General features: G+C 43.6%; 15 protein-coding genes. 9 read left to right on the top strand and 6 right to left on the bottom strand.

Annotated elements, in window-relative coordinates; genetic code table 11:
• The first annotated feature begins 7 nt into the window (after window positions 1–7).
• Window positions 8–901, top strand: a complete 894-nt coding sequence (locus tag HMPREF2794_RS17465; RefSeq protein WP_055271530.1) for an MlaD family protein — start codon at window positions 8–10, stop codon at window positions 899–901.
• A 352-nt stretch (window positions 902–1,253) separates the two neighbouring features.
• Window positions 1,254–2,663 (top strand): chromosomal replication initiator protein DnaA, encoded by a 1,410-nt coding sequence (gene dnaA, locus HMPREF2794_RS17460; protein WP_010539379.1) that lies wholly within the window; start codon window positions 1,254–1,256, stop codon window positions 2,661–2,663.
• Window positions 2,664–2,765: 102 nt separating this feature from the next.
• Here the strand turns inward: dnaA and HMPREF2794_RS17455 are convergent, their stop codons facing one another.
• The gene (locus HMPREF2794_RS17455; protein WP_070752062.1) at window positions 2,766–3,506 is read right to left on the bottom strand and encodes an NADPH-dependent oxidoreductase; all 741 of its coding nucleotides are present in this window, start codon (window positions 3,504–3,506) and stop codon (window positions 2,766–2,768) included.
• 285 nt (window positions 3,507–3,791) lie between these two features.
• Between HMPREF2794_RS17455 and HMPREF2794_RS17450 the strand changes: the two genes are divergently transcribed.
• From HMPREF2794_RS17450 to folB, 5 genes are all read left to right on the top strand, one after another.
• A complete protein-coding gene (locus HMPREF2794_RS17450; protein ID WP_010539381.1) occupies window positions 3,792–6,329 on the top strand; it encodes an adenosylcobalamin-dependent ribonucleoside-diphosphate reductase in 2,538 nt (845 codons plus the stop codon).
• Window positions 6,330–6,460: 131 nt separating this feature from the next.
• Window positions 6,461–9,142: a 4-alpha-glucanotransferase gene (locus HMPREF2794_RS17445; RefSeq protein WP_070752060.1), complete on the top strand. Its 2,682-nt coding sequence runs from the start codon at window positions 6,461–6,463 to the stop codon at window positions 9,140–9,142.
• A gap of 274 nt (window positions 9,143–9,416) precedes the next feature.
• On the top strand, window positions 9,417–10,430 hold the full coding sequence (locus HMPREF2794_RS17440; RefSeq protein ID WP_010539383.1) for an acyltransferase family protein: 1,014 nt from the start codon (window positions 9,417–9,419) through the stop codon (window positions 10,428–10,430).
• Window positions 10,431–10,524: 94 nt separating this feature from the next.
• Window positions 10,525–11,496 carry a glycosyltransferase family 4 protein gene (locus tag HMPREF2794_RS17435; protein ID WP_055271534.1) on the top strand — a complete coding sequence of 324 codons (972 nt, stop codon included), beginning with the start codon at window positions 10,525–10,527 and terminating at the stop codon, window positions 11,494–11,496.
• An 82-nt stretch (window positions 11,497–11,578) separates the two neighbouring features.
• Entirely contained in the window at window positions 11,579–11,947 is a 369-nt protein-coding gene (gene folB, locus HMPREF2794_RS17430) for a dihydroneopterin aldolase (protein WP_022302028.1), read from the top strand.
• A 385-nt stretch (window positions 11,948–12,332) separates the two neighbouring features.
• On the opposite strand, the gene HMPREF2794_RS17425 is transcribed toward folB, so the two are convergent.
• The 4 genes from HMPREF2794_RS17425 to mtaB are packed head-to-tail and all read right to left on the bottom strand — an operon-like array spanning window position 12,333 to window position 16,107.
• The gene (locus HMPREF2794_RS17425; protein ID WP_010539386.1) at window positions 12,333–12,857 is read right to left on the bottom strand and encodes a methylglyoxal synthase; all 525 of its coding nucleotides are present in this window, start codon (window positions 12,855–12,857) and stop codon (window positions 12,333–12,335) included.
• Between the two features lie 4 nt (window positions 12,858–12,861).
• A complete protein-coding gene (locus HMPREF2794_RS17420; protein WP_029425707.1) occupies window positions 12,862–13,890 on the bottom strand; it encodes a glycosyltransferase family 2 protein in 1,029 nt (342 codons plus the stop codon).
• Between the two features lie 2 nt (window positions 13,891–13,892).
• Complete coding sequence (locus HMPREF2794_RS17415; protein ID WP_055271542.1) at window positions 13,893–14,786, bottom strand: lysophospholipid acyltransferase family protein; 894 nt, start codon at window positions 14,784–14,786, stop codon at window positions 13,893–13,895.
• On the bottom strand, window positions 14,776–16,107 hold the full coding sequence (gene mtaB, locus HMPREF2794_RS17410) for a tRNA (N(6)-L-threonylcarbamoyladenosine(37)-C(2))-methylthiotransferase MtaB (RefSeq protein ID WP_055271539.1): 1,332 nt from the start codon (window positions 16,105–16,107) through the stop codon (window positions 14,776–14,778). Before mtaB ends, HMPREF2794_RS17415 begins: the two co-directional genes overlap by 11 nt.
• A gap of 109 nt (window positions 16,108–16,216) precedes the next feature.
• Between mtaB and HMPREF2794_RS17405 the strand changes: the two genes are divergently transcribed.
• Together HMPREF2794_RS17405 and HMPREF2794_RS17400 are read left to right on the top strand one after the other, a co-directional pair.
• On the top strand, window positions 16,217–17,890 hold the full coding sequence (locus tag HMPREF2794_RS17405; protein WP_010539390.1) for a long-chain fatty acid--CoA ligase: 1,674 nt from the start codon (window positions 16,217–16,219) through the stop codon (window positions 17,888–17,890).
• Between the two features lie 159 nt (window positions 17,891–18,049).
• Window positions 18,050–18,271, top strand: coding sequence for a hypothetical protein (locus HMPREF2794_RS17400; protein WP_008763944.1), 222 nt, complete (start codon window positions 18,050–18,052; stop codon window positions 18,269–18,271).
• A gap of 114 nt (window positions 18,272–18,385) precedes the next feature.
• On the opposite strand, the gene HMPREF2794_RS17395 is transcribed toward HMPREF2794_RS17400, so the two are convergent.
• The gene (locus HMPREF2794_RS17395; protein ID WP_029425709.1) at window positions 18,386–19,306 is read right to left on the bottom strand and encodes a sugar phosphate isomerase/epimerase family protein; all 921 of its coding nucleotides are present in this window, start codon (window positions 19,304–19,306) and stop codon (window positions 18,386–18,388) included.
• Window positions 19,307–19,506: the final 200 nt, after the last annotated feature.

Here is a 19,506-nt window from a genome sequence, read left to right as displayed (position 1 = left end):
AAATAAAATGAAGTACATTACAAAAGAAGTTCGAATAGGAATTGCAGGTATCGTAGCATTATGCGTACTTGTCTATGGAATTAATTGGTTGAAAGGTATACATATGTTTCAGCCTTCAAGTTATTTCTATGCCAAATTTCAAAATGTAAACGGACTAACCAAATCGAGCCCTGTATTTGCAGATGGTGTTCGTGTAGGTATTGTGCGCGACATCGAATATGATTATGTAAATCCCGGAAATGTGATTGTAGAAGTTGAACTGGACACTGAACTGCGCATCCCGAAAGGAAGTAGCGCAGAGCTTGTATCCGAATTGATGGGAGGCGTACGCATGAATATCCTTCTGGCCAACAACCCGCGTGAAAAATATGCTATAGGAGACACCATTCCCGGAACACTGAACAACGGAATGATGGAAAGTGTAGCGAAACTCATGCCGCAAATTGAGAGTATGCTGCCCAAACTGGACTCCATCCTCACCTCACTGAACAACATCGTAGGCGACAAGAGTATTCCTTCTACCCTGCACTCTATCGAAACGACTACGGCCAATCTCGCTGTAGTCAGCTCGCAGATGAAAGGACTCATGAGCAAGGACATTCCTCAGCTGACCGGCAAGCTCAATACCATCGGAGATAATTTTGTAGCTATCAGCGGAAACCTGAAGGAAATAGACTACAGTGCAATTTTCCAAAAAGTTGACGCGACACTCGCTAACGTAAAAATGATTACAGAGAAGTTGAACAGCAAAGATAACACGATCGGACTGCTCTTCAACGACCCTGCTTTATACAACAATCTGAACGCTACTACAGAGAATGCGGCAAGCTTATTGGAAGACCTGAAAGCACACCCCAAACGGTACGTTCATTTCTCTTTATTCGGAAAGAAAGATAAGTAGCAAAATCTTCCTTATATAGATTTTATCTAAATAAGCAGACGTTGTATAAAAGGGAGTATAACCTCTGCAAAAGTCTATCTACAGACCGAAATAATATTCCCGTACAAACAGGTACGGGAAATATAAAAGAGCTGAAATAAAACGATAAACAACTAACATACAGATACTTATAATTTTGCAAGAGAGGGGAAACAGACAGTGTTCCAACACAATCATATAAGTCATTGAAAGTAAACACATTATTGTTTGCCCGAAAAAAACAAGAAAAAGCAAATTTGTTTTTTCCAAATAAGATTCCCAATTTTGCAAACGTAGAAGTTTCGCTTAATTTAATAAATGCATTAAAGTCACTATGATTGAATCAAATCATGTTGTACTTTGGAACCGCTGTCTCGAAGTGATTAAAGACAATGTTCCAGAGACGACATATAATACTTGGTTTGCTCCGATTGTTCCATTAAAATATGAGGACAAAACATTGATCGTACAGATCCCGAGCCAGTTTTTCTATGAAATACTGGAAGAGAAATTCGTGGATTTGCTACGAAAGACATTGTACAAAGCTATTGGCGAAGGCACCAAGTTGATGTATAACGTCATGGTCGACAAGACTTCGATTCCGAATCAAACCGTGAATCTCGAAGCAAGCAATCGTTCTACAGCTGTTACCCCTAAAAGTATCACCAACGGCAACAAGGCGCCCAGCTTTCTGAAAGCTCCGGCTGTTCAGGATTTAGACCCGCACTTGAATCCGAATTACAATTTCGAGAACTTTATAGAAGGATACAGCAACAAACTTTCAAGAAGCGTAGCAGAAGCGGTTGCGCAAAATCCAGCAGGTACTGCCTTCAATCCATTGTTCCTCTACGGAGCATCCGGAGTGGGGAAAACACACCTGGCAAACGCGATCGGTACTAAAATTAAAGAATTATATACCGATAAAAGAGTACTGTATGTTTCGGCGCATCTGTTTCAAGTGCAATATACAGACTCTGTACGTAACAACACGACTAACGACTTTATCAACTTCTACCAAACGATTGATGTATTAATCATTGATGATATTCAGGAATTTGCCGGAGTAACAAAAACTCAAAATACATTCTTCCATATCTTCAATCACTTACATCAAAACGGAAAGCAGCTTATACTGACTTCTGACCGTGCTCCGGTATTATTGCAGGGAATGGAAGAACGTCTGTTAACGCGCTTTAAATGGGGAATGGTGGCGGAACTGGAAAAACCGACTGTCGAACTCCGCAAAAACATTTTGCGGAACAAAATACACCGCGACGGTCTACAATTCCCACCGGAAGTGATCGACTATATCGCTGAAAATGTAAATGAGAGTGTACGTGACCTGGAAGGTATCGTTATCGCCATTATGGCACGTTCTACTATTTTCAATAAAGAAATAGACCTGGATTTAGCCCAACATATTGTACACGGCGTAGTTCACAACGAAACAAAAGCAGTAACCATTGACGATATTCTGAAAGTTGTATGCAAACACTTTGACCTGGAAGCTTCGGCTATTCACACCAAATCCAGAAAAAGAGAAGTGGTTCAGGCACGTCAGATCGCCATGTATCTGGCTAAAAATTATACGGACTTCTCGACTTCGAAGATCGGTAAGTTCATTGGCAACAAAGACCATGCAACAGTACTGCATGCCTGCAAAACCGTGAAAGGTCAACTGGAAGTAGACAAGAGTTTCCAGGCTGAAGTACAGGAAATAGAATCACTACTGAAGAAGAAATAATTCAAGTATCAGGTATTAAGTATCAGGTATTAACCGTAGCTGCATAAAGCAAAGCGGAGCAATCTGCATGGATAATACCTAATACTTAATACCTAATACTTATTATAAGAATCCTTGCTGACGAAGCACTTTCAGTAAATTCTCAGACATAAATTCATTATCTTTCTTTGTATAACGTACATCCGTAAATACCTGAGCCAAAGTTTCTTTCTTGTTTTCTTCTATAAACTGTTTATTTTCCGGTAACGACTCCTTGTACTCATACAGGCGGTCTATGTCCTCGGGAGTATAATCATGATAGACTTCCTGATGCACGGCAGCTTCCAGAGGTAAACGATCTACCTGTACCGGAGTACCATCCGGATAACCTACTGTGATAGTCGTAATAGGAAACACCAGTTCAGGCAATTGAAGCGTATCGATAATCATTTGCGGATTGTAAGTAGTCGTGCCCAGATAGCAAATCCCCAATCCTGCTTCTTCTGCCAAGGTACAGAAAGTCTGCGCCACCAATAAAGTATCCATTGACGCATTCATAAAAGACATTAAATTATCGTAGCCCGGAACAGCGTTTCGCTGCTCACACCATCTACTAAAGCGACGAAAATCGGCACAAAAAGTGAGCACGACAGGCGCTCCTTTTACCATCGGCTGATTAAAATGAGCGGGAGAAAGTCTCTCTTTCATCTCCGCATCACGGGTCACAATAACACTATAAAGTTGCATCCCTCCCATCGTAGAAGCACGGAAAGAGGTTTCGAGCAAATCATTTAACAAATCAGGAGCAATATCTTTCTGCAAGTATTTCCTGACTGTCCTTCTGTTCTTTACGGTCTCAAACATATCTTTTTTTTGCAAAGATATAAAAAGAAATATTATTTCGCTATATCCAATGAAAGATTCTAATTTTCTTTTTGGAAAACTTAAAGCCGTGAACAAAACACAAATTCAACTGTTAATCAATCACTTAACAATAACAAACGGAAAACTTAAAGCCTGTTGATAAAATGTTTCATTTTTATTTTGATAGATGAAAAAACATTCTTAGCTTTGCAACCACATTTGTTAGTGATAAGTAAACTTCTACACATTACTTATTAAATAATAAAATCTAAGACACATTGGATCGTGGAAAAACAAATTTATTCTTATGACGAAGCCTTCGAAGAATCTTTACGATATTTTCAAGGCGACGAGCTTGCTGCAAGGGTTTGGGTAAACAAGTATGCAGTAAAGGATTCTTTCGGAAACATCTATGAAAAATCCCCGGAAGACATGCATTGGAGAATTGCCAATGAAGTAGCGCGTATCGAAGCAAAGTATCCGAATGCATTGACAGCCAAGGAACTGTACGATCTGCTGGATCACTTTAAGTACATCGTTCCACAGGGAAGCCCGATGACGGGTATCGGTAATGACTATCAGGTCGCTTCACTATCCAACTGCTTCGTAATCGGAGTAGACGGCGCAGCAGACTCTTATGGCGCTATCATCAAAATAGACGAAGAGCAGGTACAGCTCATGAAAAGACGTGGAGGAGTAGGTCACGACTTATCTCATATCCGTCCGAAAGGTTCTCCCGTTAAAAATTCAGCACTGACTTCTACCGGTCTCGTTCCGTTCATGGAGCGTTTTTCCAACTCTACCCGCGAAGTTGCCCAGGACGGTCGCCGCGGTGCATTGATGTTGAGTGTGTCTATCAAACATCCGGATTCGGAAGCTTTCATCGATGCCAAGATGACGGAAGGTAAAGTAACCGGAGCCAATGTTTCCGTCAAACTGGACGATGCTTTCATGCAGGCTGCCGTTGAAGGGAAACCTTATATACAACAATATCCGATCGATTCGGAAAATCCGACTGTCACTAAAGAAATAGATGCTTCCACGCTATGGAAGAAGATTGTGCATAACGCATGGAAATCAGCAGAGCCCGGTGTCCTGTTCTGGGATACCATCATCCGTGAGTCTGTGCCCGATTGCTACGCAGACCTAGGTTACAAGACGGTATCGACCAATCCATGCGGCGAGATTCCATTGTGTCCTTATGACTCATGCCGTCTGTTGGCCATCAACCTGTATTCTTATGTAGTAAATCCGTTCAAGCCGGATGCCTATTTCGATTTCGATCTATTCCACAAACACGTGGCTTTAGCTCAGCGCATCATGGACGATATCATCGACCTTGAACTGGAGAAGATCGAACGGATCATGAATAAGATCAACGCCGATCCTGAAAACGAAGAAGTGAAACGTGCCGAACGTGTATTGTGGGAGAAAATCTACAAGAAGAGCGGTCAAGGCCGTCGTACGGGTGTAGGTATCACTGCGGAGGGCGATATGCTTGCTGCTTTGGGATTGCGTTACGGAACGGAAGAAGCGACCGAATTCTCAGAGAAAGTACACAAAACAGTTGCTCTCGGTGCCTATCGTTCTTCTGTTGAAATGGCTAAAGAACGTGGTGCTTTCGAAATATACAGCAACGAACGCGAACAGAACAACCCGTTCATTCAGCGTCTGGCCGAAGCTGATCCGGAACTGTATGCAGAAATGAAGAAATACGGTCGTCGTAATATTGCCTGTCTGACGATTGCTCCTACAGGAACAACCAGTCTGATGACACAGACGACTTCCGGTATTGAACCGGTTTTCCTGCCTGTTTACAAGCGTAGAAGAAAAGTAAATCCGAATGATACGAATGTACATGTTGACTTTGTTGACGAGACAGGCGACGCATTCGAAGAATATATCGTATTCCACCACAAGTTCGTGACTTGGATGGAAGCTAACGGATACGATCCCGCCAAACGTTATACTCAGGAAGAAATTGATGAATTGGTAGCCAAGTCACCTTATTATAAAGCTACTTCCAATGATGTAGACTGGTTGATGAAAGTGAAGATGCAGGGAAGAATCCAGAAATGGGTGGACCACTCTATCAGCGTAACCATCAATCTTCCGAACGATGTAGACGAAGACCTTGTCAACCGCTTATATGTGGAAGCATGGAAATCCGGCTGCAAAGGATGTACGGTATACCGCGACGGTTCACGTTCGGGAGTCTTGATTTCAACCAAATCGGAAAAGAAAGCCGAACTTCCTCCTTGCAAACCGCCTACGGTAGTGGAGACACGCCCAAGAGTACTGGAAGCTGACGTGGTCCGTTTCCAGAACAACAAAGAAAAGTGGGTGGCCTTCGTAGGACTGCTGGACGGACATCCTTACGAGATATTCACCGGTTTGCAGGATGACGATGAAGGTATCTTGCTGCCGAAGAGCGTGACTACCGGACGTATCATCAAGAATGTAGACGAAGACGGAACCAAGCGTTATGACTTCCAGTTCGAAAACAAACGCGGATATAAGACAACTATCGAAGGCTTGTCAGAGAAGTTCAACAAAGAATACTGGAACTATGCGAAGCTGATCTCCGGCGTACTCCGTTACCGGATGCCGATTGAACAGGTGATCAAACTGGTAGGTTCTCTGCAACTGAACAGTGAAAGTATCAATACTTGGAAAAACGGTGTAGAACGTGCATTGAAGAAATATATCCAGGACGGAACGGAAGCCAAAGGGAAGAAATGTCCGAATTGCGGCAATGAAACTTTGGTCTATCAGGAAGGCTGTCTGATCTGTACCACTTGTGGTGCTTCCAGATGCGGTTAACATCGGTCGTATGTTAATTAATATATAAACAAAAGATTAAAAGGAGTCCGAAAACGGCTCCTTTTATTTTTTATCCAAAAAAATGTCTTATACTTGCATAGTCATTAGTATCCAATCAAAATCTAATATATATGACTGTATCATTTAATATCGAATATCGTACCAGTTGGGGAGAAGAAGTCAGGATTGCCGGGCTACTGCCGGAATCCGTCCCCATGCATACCACAGACGGCATATACTGGACGGCAGACGTGGAACTGGAAGTTCCCAAAGAAGGAATGACCATCAATTACAGCTACCAGATAGAACAAAACCAACTCATCATCCGTAAAGAATGGGACAGTTTTCCAAGACGCCTCTTTTTATCCGGTGTCTCTAAAAAGAAGTATCAGATCAAAGACTGCTGGAAAAATATCCCCGAGCAAGTCTACTTCTACAGTTCCGCCTTTACGGAAGCCTTACTGGCTCATCCCGACAGAGCGGAGGTTCCTCCCTGCCATAAAAAAGGGCTGGTGATCAAGGCATACGCCCCACGCATCAACAAAGACTACTGCCTGGCTATCTGCGGAAACCAGAAAGCATTAGGAAACTGGGACCCGGACAAAGCTATCCCTATGAGCGACGCAAACTTTCCGGAATGGCAGATCGAACTGGATGCAAGTAAGCTGAAATTCCCGCTGGAATACAAGTTCATACTCTATCATAAAGAAGAAAAGAAAGCGGACTGCTGGGAAAACAATCCCAACCGTTATCTTGCCGACCCGGAGTTAAAAACAAATGAGACATTGGTCATCTCCGACCGATATGCTTATTTCGATGTTCCAGTCTGGAAGGGAGCCGGTATAGCGATTCCTGTTTTTTCACTGAAGTCAGAGAAAAGTTTCGGAGTAGGAGACTTCGGAGACTTGAAACGTATGATTGACTGGGCCGTAAGTACCCAACAAAAGGTAATACAGATATTACCGATCAATGATACTACCATGACTCATGCATGGACCGATTCTTATCCTTACAACAGTATTTCCATTTATGCTTTCCATCCGATGTATGCGGATATAAAGCAGATGGGGACATTAAAAGATAAGGCAGCCTCAGCCAAGTTCAATCAAAGACAGAAAGAACTTAACAGTCTGCCGGCGATTGATTATGAAGCTGTCAATCAAACCAAATGGGAGTACTTCCGCCTGATCTTCAAGCAGGAAGGAAAAAAAGTATTGGCTTCCAAAGAGTTTGGAGAATTCTTTGAAGCCAACAAGGAATGGCTACAGCCTTATGCGGTTTTCAGTTATTTGCGCGACGCCTTCCAGACGCCTAATTTCCGCGAATGGCCCAGACATGCTGTTTATAATGCTCAAGATATAGAGAAGATGTGTCAGCCGGAATCTGTAGATTATCCGCATATCGCACTCTATTTTTATATTCAGTTTCATCTGCACCTGCAACTGGTAGCCGCTACGAAATATGCCCGCGAACACGGTGTCGCACTCAAAGGAGATATTCCGATCGGTATCAGCCGCAATAGTGTGGAAGCATGGACAGAACCGCATTACTTCAACCTCAACGGACAAGCGGGCGCCCCTCCCGACGACTTCTCTGTAAACGGACAAAATTGGGGATTTCCTACCTACAACTGGGACGTTATGGAAAAGGATGGTTATCGTTGGTGGATGAAGCGTTTTCAGAAAATGGCGGAATACTTCGATGCATACCGGATTGACCATATTCTTGGTTTCTTCCGTATTTGGGAAATCCCGATGCATGCCGTGCATGGATTGCTGGGACAGTTCGTTCCCTCCATCCCTATGAGTAAGGAAGAAATCGAAAGTTACGGCCTTCCCTTCCGGGAGGAATATCTGATGCCCTATATTCATGAATCCTTTCTCGGACAGATATTCGGCCCGCATACCGATTATGTGAAACAAACATTTCTCAGTCCTTCCGAGACATCCGGTGTCTATCACATGAAACCGGAATTCGAAACTCAACGGAAGGTGGAAAGCTTCTTTGCAGGAAAGAATGATGAAAACAGTATCTGGATTCGGGATGGGCTGTATACATTGATCAGTGATGTCCTGTTCGTGCCGGATACAAAGGAAAAAGATAAATATCATCCCCGCATCGGAATACAACGCGACTTTATTTTCCGTTCACTTAGTGAGCAGGAACAGAATGCATTTAACAAGTTATACGATCAGTATTATTACCATCGCCACAATGAATTCTGGCGCCAGCAGGCTATGAAGAAGTTGCCACAACTGACACAATCGACACGCATGCTGGTTTGCGGAGAAGATTTAGGAATGATTCCGGACTGCGTTCCATCCGTCATGAATGACCTTCGTATCCTCAGTCTGGAGATTCAGCGGATGCCTAAGAATCCGATGCACGAGTTCGGATATTTAAATGAATATCCATATCGGTCTGTCTGCACTATCTCCACTCATGACATGTCAACTTTGCGCGGCTGGTGGGAAGAAGATTATTTGCAGACACAGCGTTATTATAACACGATGCTTGGACATTACGGAACTGCACCGACAGTTGCCACTCCCGAATTGTGCGAAGAGATAGTACGCAATCATCTGAAAAGCAATTCCATTCTTTGTATTTTGTCACTGCAAGACTGGTTGAGTATTGACGGTAAATGGAGAAATCCGAATGTCCAGGAAGAACGGATTAATGTACCATCCAATCCGCGCAATTATTGGCGTTACCGGATGCATCTTACTTTGGAGCAGTTGATGAAAGCAAAAGGACTCAATGATAAGATACGAGAGTTGATAAAATACACCGGAAGGGCTCCTAAGAAATAAAGAGAGAAGTTCCACTGTCTGTAGAAAGAATCAAAAAACAGAATCAACGATTCATGATGATGATATTTTCAGGCGCGGATGACGCGGATGAACACGGTTTTGATAGTCTATCTCTTAAAACCGTGTCTATCCGTGTCGTCCGTGCCTGAAAAAAATCAGATGAGCATTTTGCCACATCCCTTTCTCTTCCATAAGACGATTGTTTATTTCCCTTCATTCCTCTTTTTCCAATTATTCAAGTATCTTTGCAGCGCAGAAACGCAAAGCAAGATAAATGACAGATAATCAGAATCAGCGTATGGATTTTGTAGACTTAACCAAGGGAGTCTGCATTATTCTGGTAGTGATGGCGCATATCGGAGGCGCTTTCGACCAGCTTGACAAGCATTCTATGTTATCCTGCTTCCGTATGCCTCTCTACTTCTTTATCTCAGGAATTTTCTTCAAGCCTTACGAGGGATTATCCGGTTTCACTGTCAGAAAGATAAATAAGTTAATCATTCCCTTTATCTTCTTTTATGTCAGCGCCTTCCTGCTAAAATATATTGTCTGGAAAATCGCACCGGGGACTTTCCACCTACCCGTATCGTGGAAAGAATTACTGTTTGTCTTTCACGGACACGACCTTATCAAGTTCAATCCCCCCATCTGGTTTTTGCTGGCTCTGTTCAATTGCAATATCCTGTTCTATCTGATTCACTATCTGCGTGAAAGGCATTTACCCCTTATGTTTGCAGCGACTATACTGACCGGATGTACGGGATTCTTTTTAGGCAAACTGCACATAGAACTTCCTCTATATATAGATGTTGCGATGACTGCCCTCCCCTTCTATGCGGCAGGTTTCTGGATTCGCCGGTATAATTTCTTCCTGTTTCCCAGCCATCGGTTCGACAAGACGATCCCTGTGTTTGTTCTGCTGGCATTGGTCGTGATGTACTTCACCGCTACCACACCGGGAATGCGAACCAACAATTACCCCGGAAACATATTTCAGGTATACACCGCTGCCTTTGCCGGAATCTTTATGATTATGCTGATCTGTAAGAAAATAAAAAGAATGAGCATCGTTTCTTATCTGGGACGATACTCCATAATCACGCTCAGCATTCATGGTCCGATTATACATTTTGTAAGCCCGGTGGTTTCGCACTATATCCATAATGGCTGGGCAGAAGCAAGCGTACTGCTCCTGCTGACACTCGCCATTTGTGTTCTCTTTACCCCTATCCTGCTTAAGATTATTCCACAGCTGGTAGCACAGAAGGATTTATTAAAAGTCAAATAATAAAACATAGTACAAGCCAAAGTTTTATTAACTCTAAGTTCAATTATCAAATAAATTACTACTTTTGCTCCAAAGAACTATAGATCAAAAACAAATGAATATTACAATTGTCTTAGGAGATAAGATTCCATCAATAAAATACGGCGGAACTCAAAGAGTAATGTGGTATCTGGGCAAGGAACTGGATAAACGCGGACACAAAGTTACCTTCATCGCAGGAAAAGGCTCTTATTGTCCTTTTGCAAAAGTAATAGAACTCGATCCTGCCGGAAACTTAAATGCCCAAATCCCCGCAGATACGGACCTCGTGCATTTCAACATTCCCGTTCCCGATGGAATTACCAAGCCACACCTACTGACCATCCACGGCAATGGAATCCCTGCCAATGCAGACCGGAACATTGTTTTTGTCTCACGCAACCATGCGCAAAGACTTGGAAGTGAATCATTCGTATACAACGGACTGGACTGGGACGATTATGGCCCCGCCAATCTCACCCTCTCCAGAAAGAACTATCACTTTCTGGGCAAAGCAGCCTGGAAGGTCAAAAACATGAAAGGAGCCATCGCCGTCGTCGAAAGTATAAAAAATGCACAGCTGGACGTTTTAGGCGGTTATCGCCTTAACCTCAAAATGGGCTTCCGCTTTACGTGGAATCCACGAATTCACTTTCATGGAATGGTAGACGATTCGAAGAAAAAAGGATTTATTGAACAATCGAAAGGACTGATCTTCCCCGTCACATGGCACGAACCTTTCGGCCTGGCTATAACAGAATCTCTCTATTTCGGAGCTCCCGTCTTCGGCACTCCCTACGGGGCACTGCCCGAACTTGTTCCACCGGAAGTAGGTTTTCTCACTACTCACAGACAGGAAATGGCGGAACATATACAGTCAGCACAGTATTCTCCGAAAGTCTGCCACGAATATGCCAGAGATTTATTCAATTCAAGCGTAATGGCAGAAGCCTATTTAAAGAAATATGAAACGGTACTGAACGGCGAACCTTTGAATAAAGAGGTTCCCCATGTCATAGACATCGCACGACGTCTGCCATGGGACTAAAACCCGCATTCACCTAACATGGTTGATGACTAGATTCTCACAGATAAAGCCATACCTTTACTTTTTTATAAAATAAAAAGACATGAAGATAAACAACAGCTATATTTTGCTGAAAGACATCTGCTGCTTCGCCTATCATGGAGTAGCGCCACAAGAGAATATCATTGGAAATGAATATCTTATCAATCTGAGATTGAAGGTAGATATCAGCCAGGCTATCCAAACAGACAATGTATCGGATACAGTCAGCTATGCCGACATACACGAAGCTGTGAAAGCGGAAATGTCCGTCTCCTCCAAATTGCTGGAACATGTATGCGGACGAATAGCCCAAAGACTGCTCACAGAATTTCCTGCTATCGAAGAAATAGAACTTCGCCTTTCCAAACGGAATCCACCGATGGGGGCAGATATAGACTCAGCCGGTGTAGAACTGCATTGCAGCAGATAATCACGATTACCTATAATTGAACCGCCTGTGTCAATCTGGCGGAACGATTGTGCCAACTTGATAGAACAACTGTGACAACCTATGGGAATGGTTGTGCCAACCCATAGGGAACGGTTGTGCCAAGCGCTTGGCACAGTTGTGACACCGCGATGGCACAATTGTGCCAAAGGCGTGGCACGAGCAAGGCATCAGCGACCTTCTCTGCCCTCCTATATAGGGGGATTCTCATCTACGATAATAGCGATCGGAAGGACACACTTTATTAAAGGACAGCAAGTCCCGAGCTGCGCTTACTTTCCAGAAGATCAGGTCCATATACAAGAAGGCTGCCTCAAAACAATGAAGCAGCCTTGCACTATAAGTATGATTTCAGTCTACAAGCGACCTATCTCTTTTTTCTTTTTCTTTTATTCACCGATTCTACCGCCTCCGTTACCACGGATTTATTTTCGAACCTCTTCGTATAGCCGGAATAGTCCGGATGAATACGTTCATAATCGGGGTCCATAAACAGAGGGCTGGAAATGATATGATCCGCAGTAGAACGATTACAGCAGAAAACTATATTTTCAACACCTGCCAGACGGGTTAACGCTTTTACATCCGTATCATGCGGCTGCAGTGTCATAGGGTCAGTGAAAAAGAAAAGATAATCAATCTGACCGTCCACAATACGCGATCCCATCTGCTGGTCACCGCCCAAAGGACCCGATTTCAGAATAGTAAAATCCCATTCCACTTCAGGATGCTTCTCCTTCAGTGCTTCCAGAATCAGAGTACCCGTCGTACCTGTACAGTAGAATTTATTTCCCATCAACAGTTCCGAGTTCCACAGTACCCATTCGATAAGGTCTTTTTTCATAGCATCATGCGCTACCAGCCCGATGCCTCTTCTTACTTTTGATTCCATTTTGTTATCCTTTTAAATCCGACAATTGAGAGAATCTTTTGCACCCTCCCACATAAAACTGCCACAAGATACTACTTTTTATCCGTTCAGGGATTGGATTCAAAGAAGTTTTTCGCAAGTTATCTTTACGGGAAGAAGAAAATGAAGGACAAATCTGCCTATACTCTTTCCGGGCGCGCATCACCGCACGGGCGTTGTCCAACTGTCCCTTCAGCAGAAATGTGAATGCTGCCACATAATCGAGACAAGCCCGGATACGCATCACTTTATTTAACTCTTCATCCGGAAGATTCTTATAGAGCATGACAAGATTATTACGAAAATTCAGAAAAGTCTTACGGGGATTCTCCTTTTTAAGAGTTGCCCCGCCGACATGATAGACCGTACTCTGAGGAATGCAAACTATTTTCCGACCACGGGAACGCAACCGCCAGCATAAATCAATCTCTTCCATGTGAGCAAAGAAACGTCCGTCCAGTCCTCCTGCTTCACGATAATCTGCAAGGCGGATAAACAGGGCGGCCCCCGTCGCCCAGAAAACCGGAAGGATTGTGTCATACTGCCCCTCGTCTTTCTCAACAACTTCCATCACGCGCCCGCGACAGAAGGGATAGCCGTACTTATCAATAAATCCTCCGGCTGCTCCGGCATATTCAAAATACTCTTTTTGCCGCTGGCTTCGGATCTTCGGCTGACAGGCGGCTACCTCCGGATGAGCATCCAAATAGGAGATCATCGGTTCGAGCCAATGTTCCGTCACTTCAACATCGGAGTTCAGAAGTACCACATATTCCGCTTCGACCTGCTGCAAAGCCAGATTATATCCATCCGCAAAGCCATGATTCTGATCGAGCACAATGATTCTGACACAAGGAAATTCTTCCCGGAGCATCTCCACAGAAGCATCCGTAGAGCCATTGTCGGCTACACAGACTTCTACTTGTCCGCTCTTCGAACAGCGGACCACAGACGGAAGAAAAGTACGAAGCATATCGCACCCGTTCCAATTCAGAATAACTACCGATACTTTCATCATCACCCCCTTTCACATTCAGCTTTAGAAGCTTTCCAACGTTTATGTGACCACAGCCAATAAGCCGGCTCCCTGCGAATCGTCTGTTCCAGGTAATTGGCAAACATTTCCGTGATTTCTCCTTCGCTTGTTTCCTTCGGCTTTTCTGTCATCAACTTAAATTCAGCTATGCAATATCCCCTGCCGGGTTTTGTCAGGTCACAATAGAACACAGGGAAGTTCATCATCTTCGCGATACGCTCCGCCCCATTCAGAAAAGCGGTTTCCTGACCCAGAAAGGTCGTCCAGTATTTTTCATTCCCGCTGGGCCACTGATCCGTAATCAAGCCGACTACCATCTTTTTGCCTTCGCGCTTCAACTTGATAATTTCTCGTGCCGTCGAATGTTTCGGAATGTTATATCCTCCGAAACGGGAACGGATACGTTGGAATAACTCGTTCAGATACTTATCTTTCAAAGGTTTATAGACCTGTACCGGTACATCTCCCGGCTTCATGATCGCTCCCATCCCGATCAGCCATTCATAGTTGGCATAATGAGGAATCATCACAATGATTCCGCCGTATTTCTCGGTCAGTTCCAGATATTGTTCCGTATTCTTATAGGTCATCCGCTGATAAAGGTCCTCGGGTGACATGTGGAGCATTTTCAAGTCTTCGAGCATATAGTCCGAAAGGTAACGGTAGAAACGACGTTCTATCTGCAATCTTTTCTCCTTGCTTTTCTCGGGAAAAGACTTCTTCAGATTCTCCCGCACTACTTTCCGCCGATACCTTCCTACACGATACATCAACAGGTAGTTAAAATCCGAAAGTATGTACAACATACGGAAGGGAAGCGCCGAAAACAGCCACATCCCGCTATATACCAGCCAATAAATAAATCTAGACTTCATCATTCATCAGAATTGTGCCTTTAAGAGCTGTCATCTCTTCATTAAATTCTCCCAGCCGAACGTTAATCATCTGATTATCCAATGATTCATCATTCTCTACTTCCACCCGGATATAGTTGGCGGTAAACCCGTGCATGGGGGTACCCGCTTTCGATTTTTCCATCAATACCTCCATGGTCTGCCCGATATGACGGGCATAAAAAGCCTGCGTCTTTTCATCCGAAAGCGCCAGTAGCCGCTGGCTACGCTGATGTTTTTCTTCCGGCGAAACTACATAATCTATCTTCAAAGCCTGTGTTCCCGGACGTTCGGAGTAACTGAACACATGCAACTGTGTCACATCCAATCCGGAAATGAACTGATAAGCCTGTTCAAAATACGCTTCCGTCTCTCCGCGCGTACCTACTATTACATCGACCCCGATAAAAGCATCGGGCATCACTTCCTTGATTTTCTTTATTTTAGAAGCGAAGAGGGCTGTATCATAACGACGGCGCATCAACTTCAGCACTTCATCGCAACCTGACTGCAAGGGAATATGGAAATGGGGCATAAATCTACGGGAACGGGAAACAAACTCGATGATTTCATCGGTCAGCAAATTAGGTTCGATGGAGGAAATACGGTAGCGTTCAATGCCTTCCACCTGATCCAGTGCTTTCACCAGATCAAAAAAAGTTTCGCCGGAAGTCTTACCGAAGTCTCCGATATTCACTCCAGTCAGCACTATTTCTTTTCCACCTTCGGCAGCAGCCTGTTCCGCCTGCTCCACCATAGAGGCAATGGTACCGTTACGACTGCGTCCACGGGCAAAAGGAATGGTGCAATAGGAACAGAAATAATCGCATCCGTCTTGTACTTTCAGGAAGAAACGGGTACGGTCGCCACGTGAACACGAAGGTGAAAACGAACGGATATCTTTGGTGGTAGTAGTAAATGCCTCTCCCTCTTCATGCTTATGAAGGTCACCCAAATACTGAAGCAAGTCTCCTTTTTGCTCGGCACCCAGCACTACATCTACTCCTTTTATCTTTGCCACGTCACCGGGTTTCAACTGTGCATAGCAGCCGGTCACTACCACAAAAGCTCCGGGATGCTGCTTTACCAAACGGTGAATAGCCTGACGGCATTTCTTATCTGCCATCTCCGTCACCGAACAGGTATTTACCACACAGATATCTGCTTTTTCCCCTTTACGTGCAGTCCGGACTCCTGCCTCCCGCAGGATTTTTCCGATAGTTGAAGTCTCTGAAAAGTTCAATTTGCAGCCTAACGTATAATAAACGGCTGTCTTATTTTGAAATACAGTGGTATCTATCATAATCTGTTATAACGCATATTTCCTGCAAAGTTACACATTATTATTAGTAAAACACTTTAGGATACGAAAGTTTATTCCTATTTTTGCACAATTCACTAAAAAACGTGCAATGATTAAAGAGAATTTCATTAAACTATACGAAAATAGTTTTCGGGAAAATTGGGATTTACCTTGCTATACCGATTATGGTGAATCCGTTCATTATACTTATGGCCAGGTAGCCGAAGAAATCGCCCGCATACACCTGCTTTTCAAATATTGCAGCCTGCGAAGAGGAGATAAAATAGCCGTTATCGGCAAAAACAATGCCCATTGGTGTATCGCCTATATGGCAACCATCACCTACGGAGCCATCATCGTCCCTATTCTACAGGACTTTACGCCCAACGATGTGCACCACATCGTCAATCATTCCGAATCCGTCTTCCTGTTTACCAGCGACAATATCTGGGAAAACCTGGAAGAAGAAAAGCTGACCGGACTGCGCGGAGTCTTTTCGCTCACCGACTTCCGCTGTCTTTATCAGCGGGATGGAGAAACCATCCAGAAGTTTCTGGTACACCTCAACGATGAAATGCACGCTGCATATCCGAAAGGATTCACGCGCGAAGACGTCCAATACACGACGTTGTCCAATGACAAGGTTATGCTGCTGAACTACACATCGGGAACCACCGGTTTTAGTAAAGGTGTAATGCTGACAGGCAACAATCTTGCCGGCAATGTCACTTTCGGCATCCGCACCGAGTTACTTAAAAAGGGAGATAAAGTACTTTCTTTTCTGCCGTTGGCACATGCCTACGGTTGTGCCTTCGACTTCCTGACCGCAACCGCCGTCGGAACTCATGTCACCCTGCTCGGTAAAACGCCTTCTCCCAAAATTATCATGAAGGCTTTTGAAGAAGTCAAGCCGAACCTGATCATCACAGTTCCGCTGGTGATCGAGAAAATATATAAGAATGTCATCCAGCCACTCATAAATAAAAAAGGTATGAAGTGGGCACTAAATATTCCTTTGCTCGACACCCAGATTTACAATCAGATACGCAAAAAACTGATAGATGCCCTGGGCGGTCGTTTCAAGGAAATCATTATCGGAGGCGCTGCCATGAATCAGGAAGTGGAAGAGTTTTTCTACAAAATAAAATTCCCTTTCACCATCGGTTATGGTATGACTGAATGCGGACCGCTGATCAGCTATGCCCCCTGGAATGAATTTGTATTGGGATCTTCAGGCAAAGTACTGGATATTATGGAGGCACGCATTTACAAGGAAAACCCGGAAGCGGAAACCGGAGAAATTCAAGTACGCGGTGAAAACGTGATGGTAGGGTATTACAAGAATCCGGAAGCCACACAGGAAGTATTCACCGAAGACGGATGGCTGCGCACCGGTGACCTCGGCACGATGGATGCCAGCGGAAATATCTTCATCCGCGGACGACTTAAGAGCATGATCCTGAGTTCGAGCGGACAGAATATCTTCCCCGAAGAACTGGAAGCCAAACTCAACAACCTGCCATTTATCCTTGAAAGCCTCGTTATCGAACGTAACAAGAAGCTGGTAGCACTGGTTTATGCAGATTACGAAGCATTGGACTCCCTCGGACTGAACAACCCGGATAACCTGAAAACCATTATGGATGAGAATCTGAAAAACTTAAATAATAATGTAGCTGCTTATGAGAAAGTAAGCAAGATTCAGCTTTATCCCACGGAATTTGAGAAGACCCCGAAAAGAAGCATCAAAAGGTATCTATATAACAGTATAGCTGTCGATTAGTATGTTTTAAAACATGGAATAAAGGCGTAATATAACAAGCTTCTAAAAAAAAATATAAAAATAGTTGGCTTTTCGAGAACAACGTATTGAAAAAGTACATAACTTTGCAGCGTTTTAATAAAGCAATTGATTGTATTACGTTTTTAAAAAGCAAAGAAAATGAAAAAATTAGTTTTGATGGCCGTAGCTATCGTAGCAGTATCATTCGCATCTTGTGGTAACAAAGCAGCTGACGCAGCAAAAGCTCAACAAGATTCTATCCGCATCGCTGACTCAATTGCAGCTGTAGAAGCAGCAGCAGCTGAAGCAGAACAAGCAGCAGCTCAGGCAGCTGACTCTTTGAATGCAGATAGCACTGCAACTGAAGCTGTAGCTGAATAATTCAGAACAGCCTAGAGAGAATTGAAAGTCTGACATGCTAAAGCATGCACAGACTTTTTTTTATGCCTTATCTCAAGCAACAAAGCTATTGCTGGAGATTCCGAAGATCAATCCTTATTTAGCGTATGAGCTTTTCACAAAGGGAGCATCCAGCAAATAATCCAGACTTACCTCGACACTTTTCTCCACAGGCATGCTGTAGCTTTCTATCTCTGCAACAAGATGCTTCACACCAGCCGTCTTTGCATTCTTGAAAATAGCGTCGAAACCAACCATTCCGCTCTGTCCGATTTCTCTGTGATCTTTGATATGGAACATTTTAAAACGACCGGGGTATTTATTAAAATAATCGACCGGACTGTTTTGCCCGCGAACTACCCAATAAACATCCATCTGGAAGAAAACATATTCAGGATTGGTATGCTCAATCATGTAATCATACATCACTTTATCTTCTACCTTCTGAAATTCATGAGCATGATTATGGTATCCGAACGACATCCCCTGCTGTTTGCAACGTTTGCCTATTTCATTGTAATAAGCACAATATGTATCCAACTCCTTAAGTGTTTTAGGCACATCCATCCAAGGAGCTACAATGTAACTCATACCGGCAGCTTTATGATCAGCAATACACTGGTCCCACCATTGAAGTGAACTTGAAAAATCACCGGAAGCTAATTCTTCTTTCGACAATCCTCTTGTGCAATGTGAGGATAAAACCTTCAGTCCGGCAGATTCAACATCTTTTTTAAATTGACCGGGAGTTCTGTCGTAAAACTTTCCATTATTATAATTGGCGGCTTCCACACTGGTATATCCCATTTTCGCCAAGTTCTTCAGAAGAGTAATATAAGCGGCGTCACATTTACCATCCTTATTGTCTACCTTATTCAATATATCTCTGACAGAATAGAGTTGAATCGCTACTTCTTTTTTAGCTTTTGCTTTCGCTTTTGTTTTAGACTGTGCCATGGCTGTAAACGGAATCATTAAAAGAAGAGCCAACGCACATAAATTTATTTGGAGTTTCATGTTTGTAGATAAAGGGGTTCAAGTATTAAAATGAAAAGGCTGTGTCAGAAGTTCGTCGGGCATATCATTCTGTCATTCAGAACTAAACGCCAGTTGATTTTACTTTCAACACAGCCTCTCTTTGAATTATTTACGCGATCAGTCCAAAACTTTCACGCGGATATTGCGGAACCAAACATCGTCACCGTGATCCTGCATTC

The sequence above is a fragment of the Bacteroides sp. HMSC067B03 genome (genome assembly GCF_001811315.1).
GTDB lineage: Bacteria > Bacteroidota > Bacteroidia > Bacteroidales > Bacteroidaceae > Bacteroides > Bacteroides faecis.
The sequence above is the reverse complement of the archived record's forward strand: the minus strand, read 5'-3'. Positions and strand labels throughout refer to the sequence as shown.

What these genes read in the sequence shown, in the direction of transcription:
- HMPREF2794_RS17465 (WP_055271530.1), top strand. Translation starts at nt 8, where the DNA reads ATGAAGTACATTACAAAAGAAGTTCGAATAGGAATTGCAGGTATCGTA.
- dnaA (WP_010539379.1), top strand. Translation starts at nt 1,254, where the DNA reads ATGATTGAATCAAATCATGTTGTACTTTGGAACCGCTGTCTCGAAGTG.
- HMPREF2794_RS17455 (WP_070752062.1), bottom strand. Translation starts at nt 3,506, where the DNA reads ATGTTTGAGACCGTAAAGAACAGAAGGACAGTCAGGAAATACTTGCAG.
- HMPREF2794_RS17445 (WP_070752060.1), top strand. Translation starts at nt 6,461, where the DNA reads ATGACTGTATCATTTAATATCGAATATCGTACCAGTTGGGGAGAAGAA.
- HMPREF2794_RS17440 (WP_010539383.1), top strand. Translation starts at nt 9,417, where the DNA reads ATGACAGATAATCAGAATCAGCGTATGGATTTTGTAGACTTAACCAAG.
- HMPREF2794_RS17435 (WP_055271534.1), top strand. Translation starts at nt 10,525, where the DNA reads ATGAATATTACAATTGTCTTAGGAGATAAGATTCCATCAATAAAATAC.
- folB (WP_022302028.1), top strand. Translation starts at nt 11,579, where the DNA reads ATGAAGATAAACAACAGCTATATTTTGCTGAAAGACATCTGCTGCTTC.
- HMPREF2794_RS17425 (WP_010539386.1), bottom strand. Translation starts at nt 12,857, where the DNA reads ATGGAATCAAAAGTAAGAAGAGGCATCGGGCTGGTAGCGCATGATGCT.
- HMPREF2794_RS17420 (WP_029425707.1), bottom strand. Translation starts at nt 13,890, where the DNA reads ATGAAAGTATCGGTAGTTATTCTGAATTGGAACGGGTGCGATATGCTT.
- HMPREF2794_RS17415 (WP_055271542.1), bottom strand. Translation starts at nt 14,786, where the DNA reads ATGAAGTCTAGATTTATTTATTGGCTGGTATATAGCGGGATGTGGCTG.
- mtaB (WP_055271539.1), bottom strand. Translation starts at nt 16,107, where the DNA reads ATGATAGATACCACTGTATTTCAAAATAAGACAGCCGTTTATTATACG.
- HMPREF2794_RS17405 (WP_010539390.1), top strand. Translation starts at nt 16,217, where the DNA reads ATGATTAAAGAGAATTTCATTAAACTATACGAAAATAGTTTTCGGGAA.
- HMPREF2794_RS17400 (WP_008763944.1), top strand. Translation starts at nt 18,050, where the DNA reads ATGAAAAAATTAGTTTTGATGGCCGTAGCTATCGTAGCAGTATCATTC.
- HMPREF2794_RS17395 (WP_029425709.1), bottom strand. Translation starts at nt 19,306, where the DNA reads ATGAAACTCCAAATAAATTTATGTGCGTTGGCTCTTCTTTTAATGATT.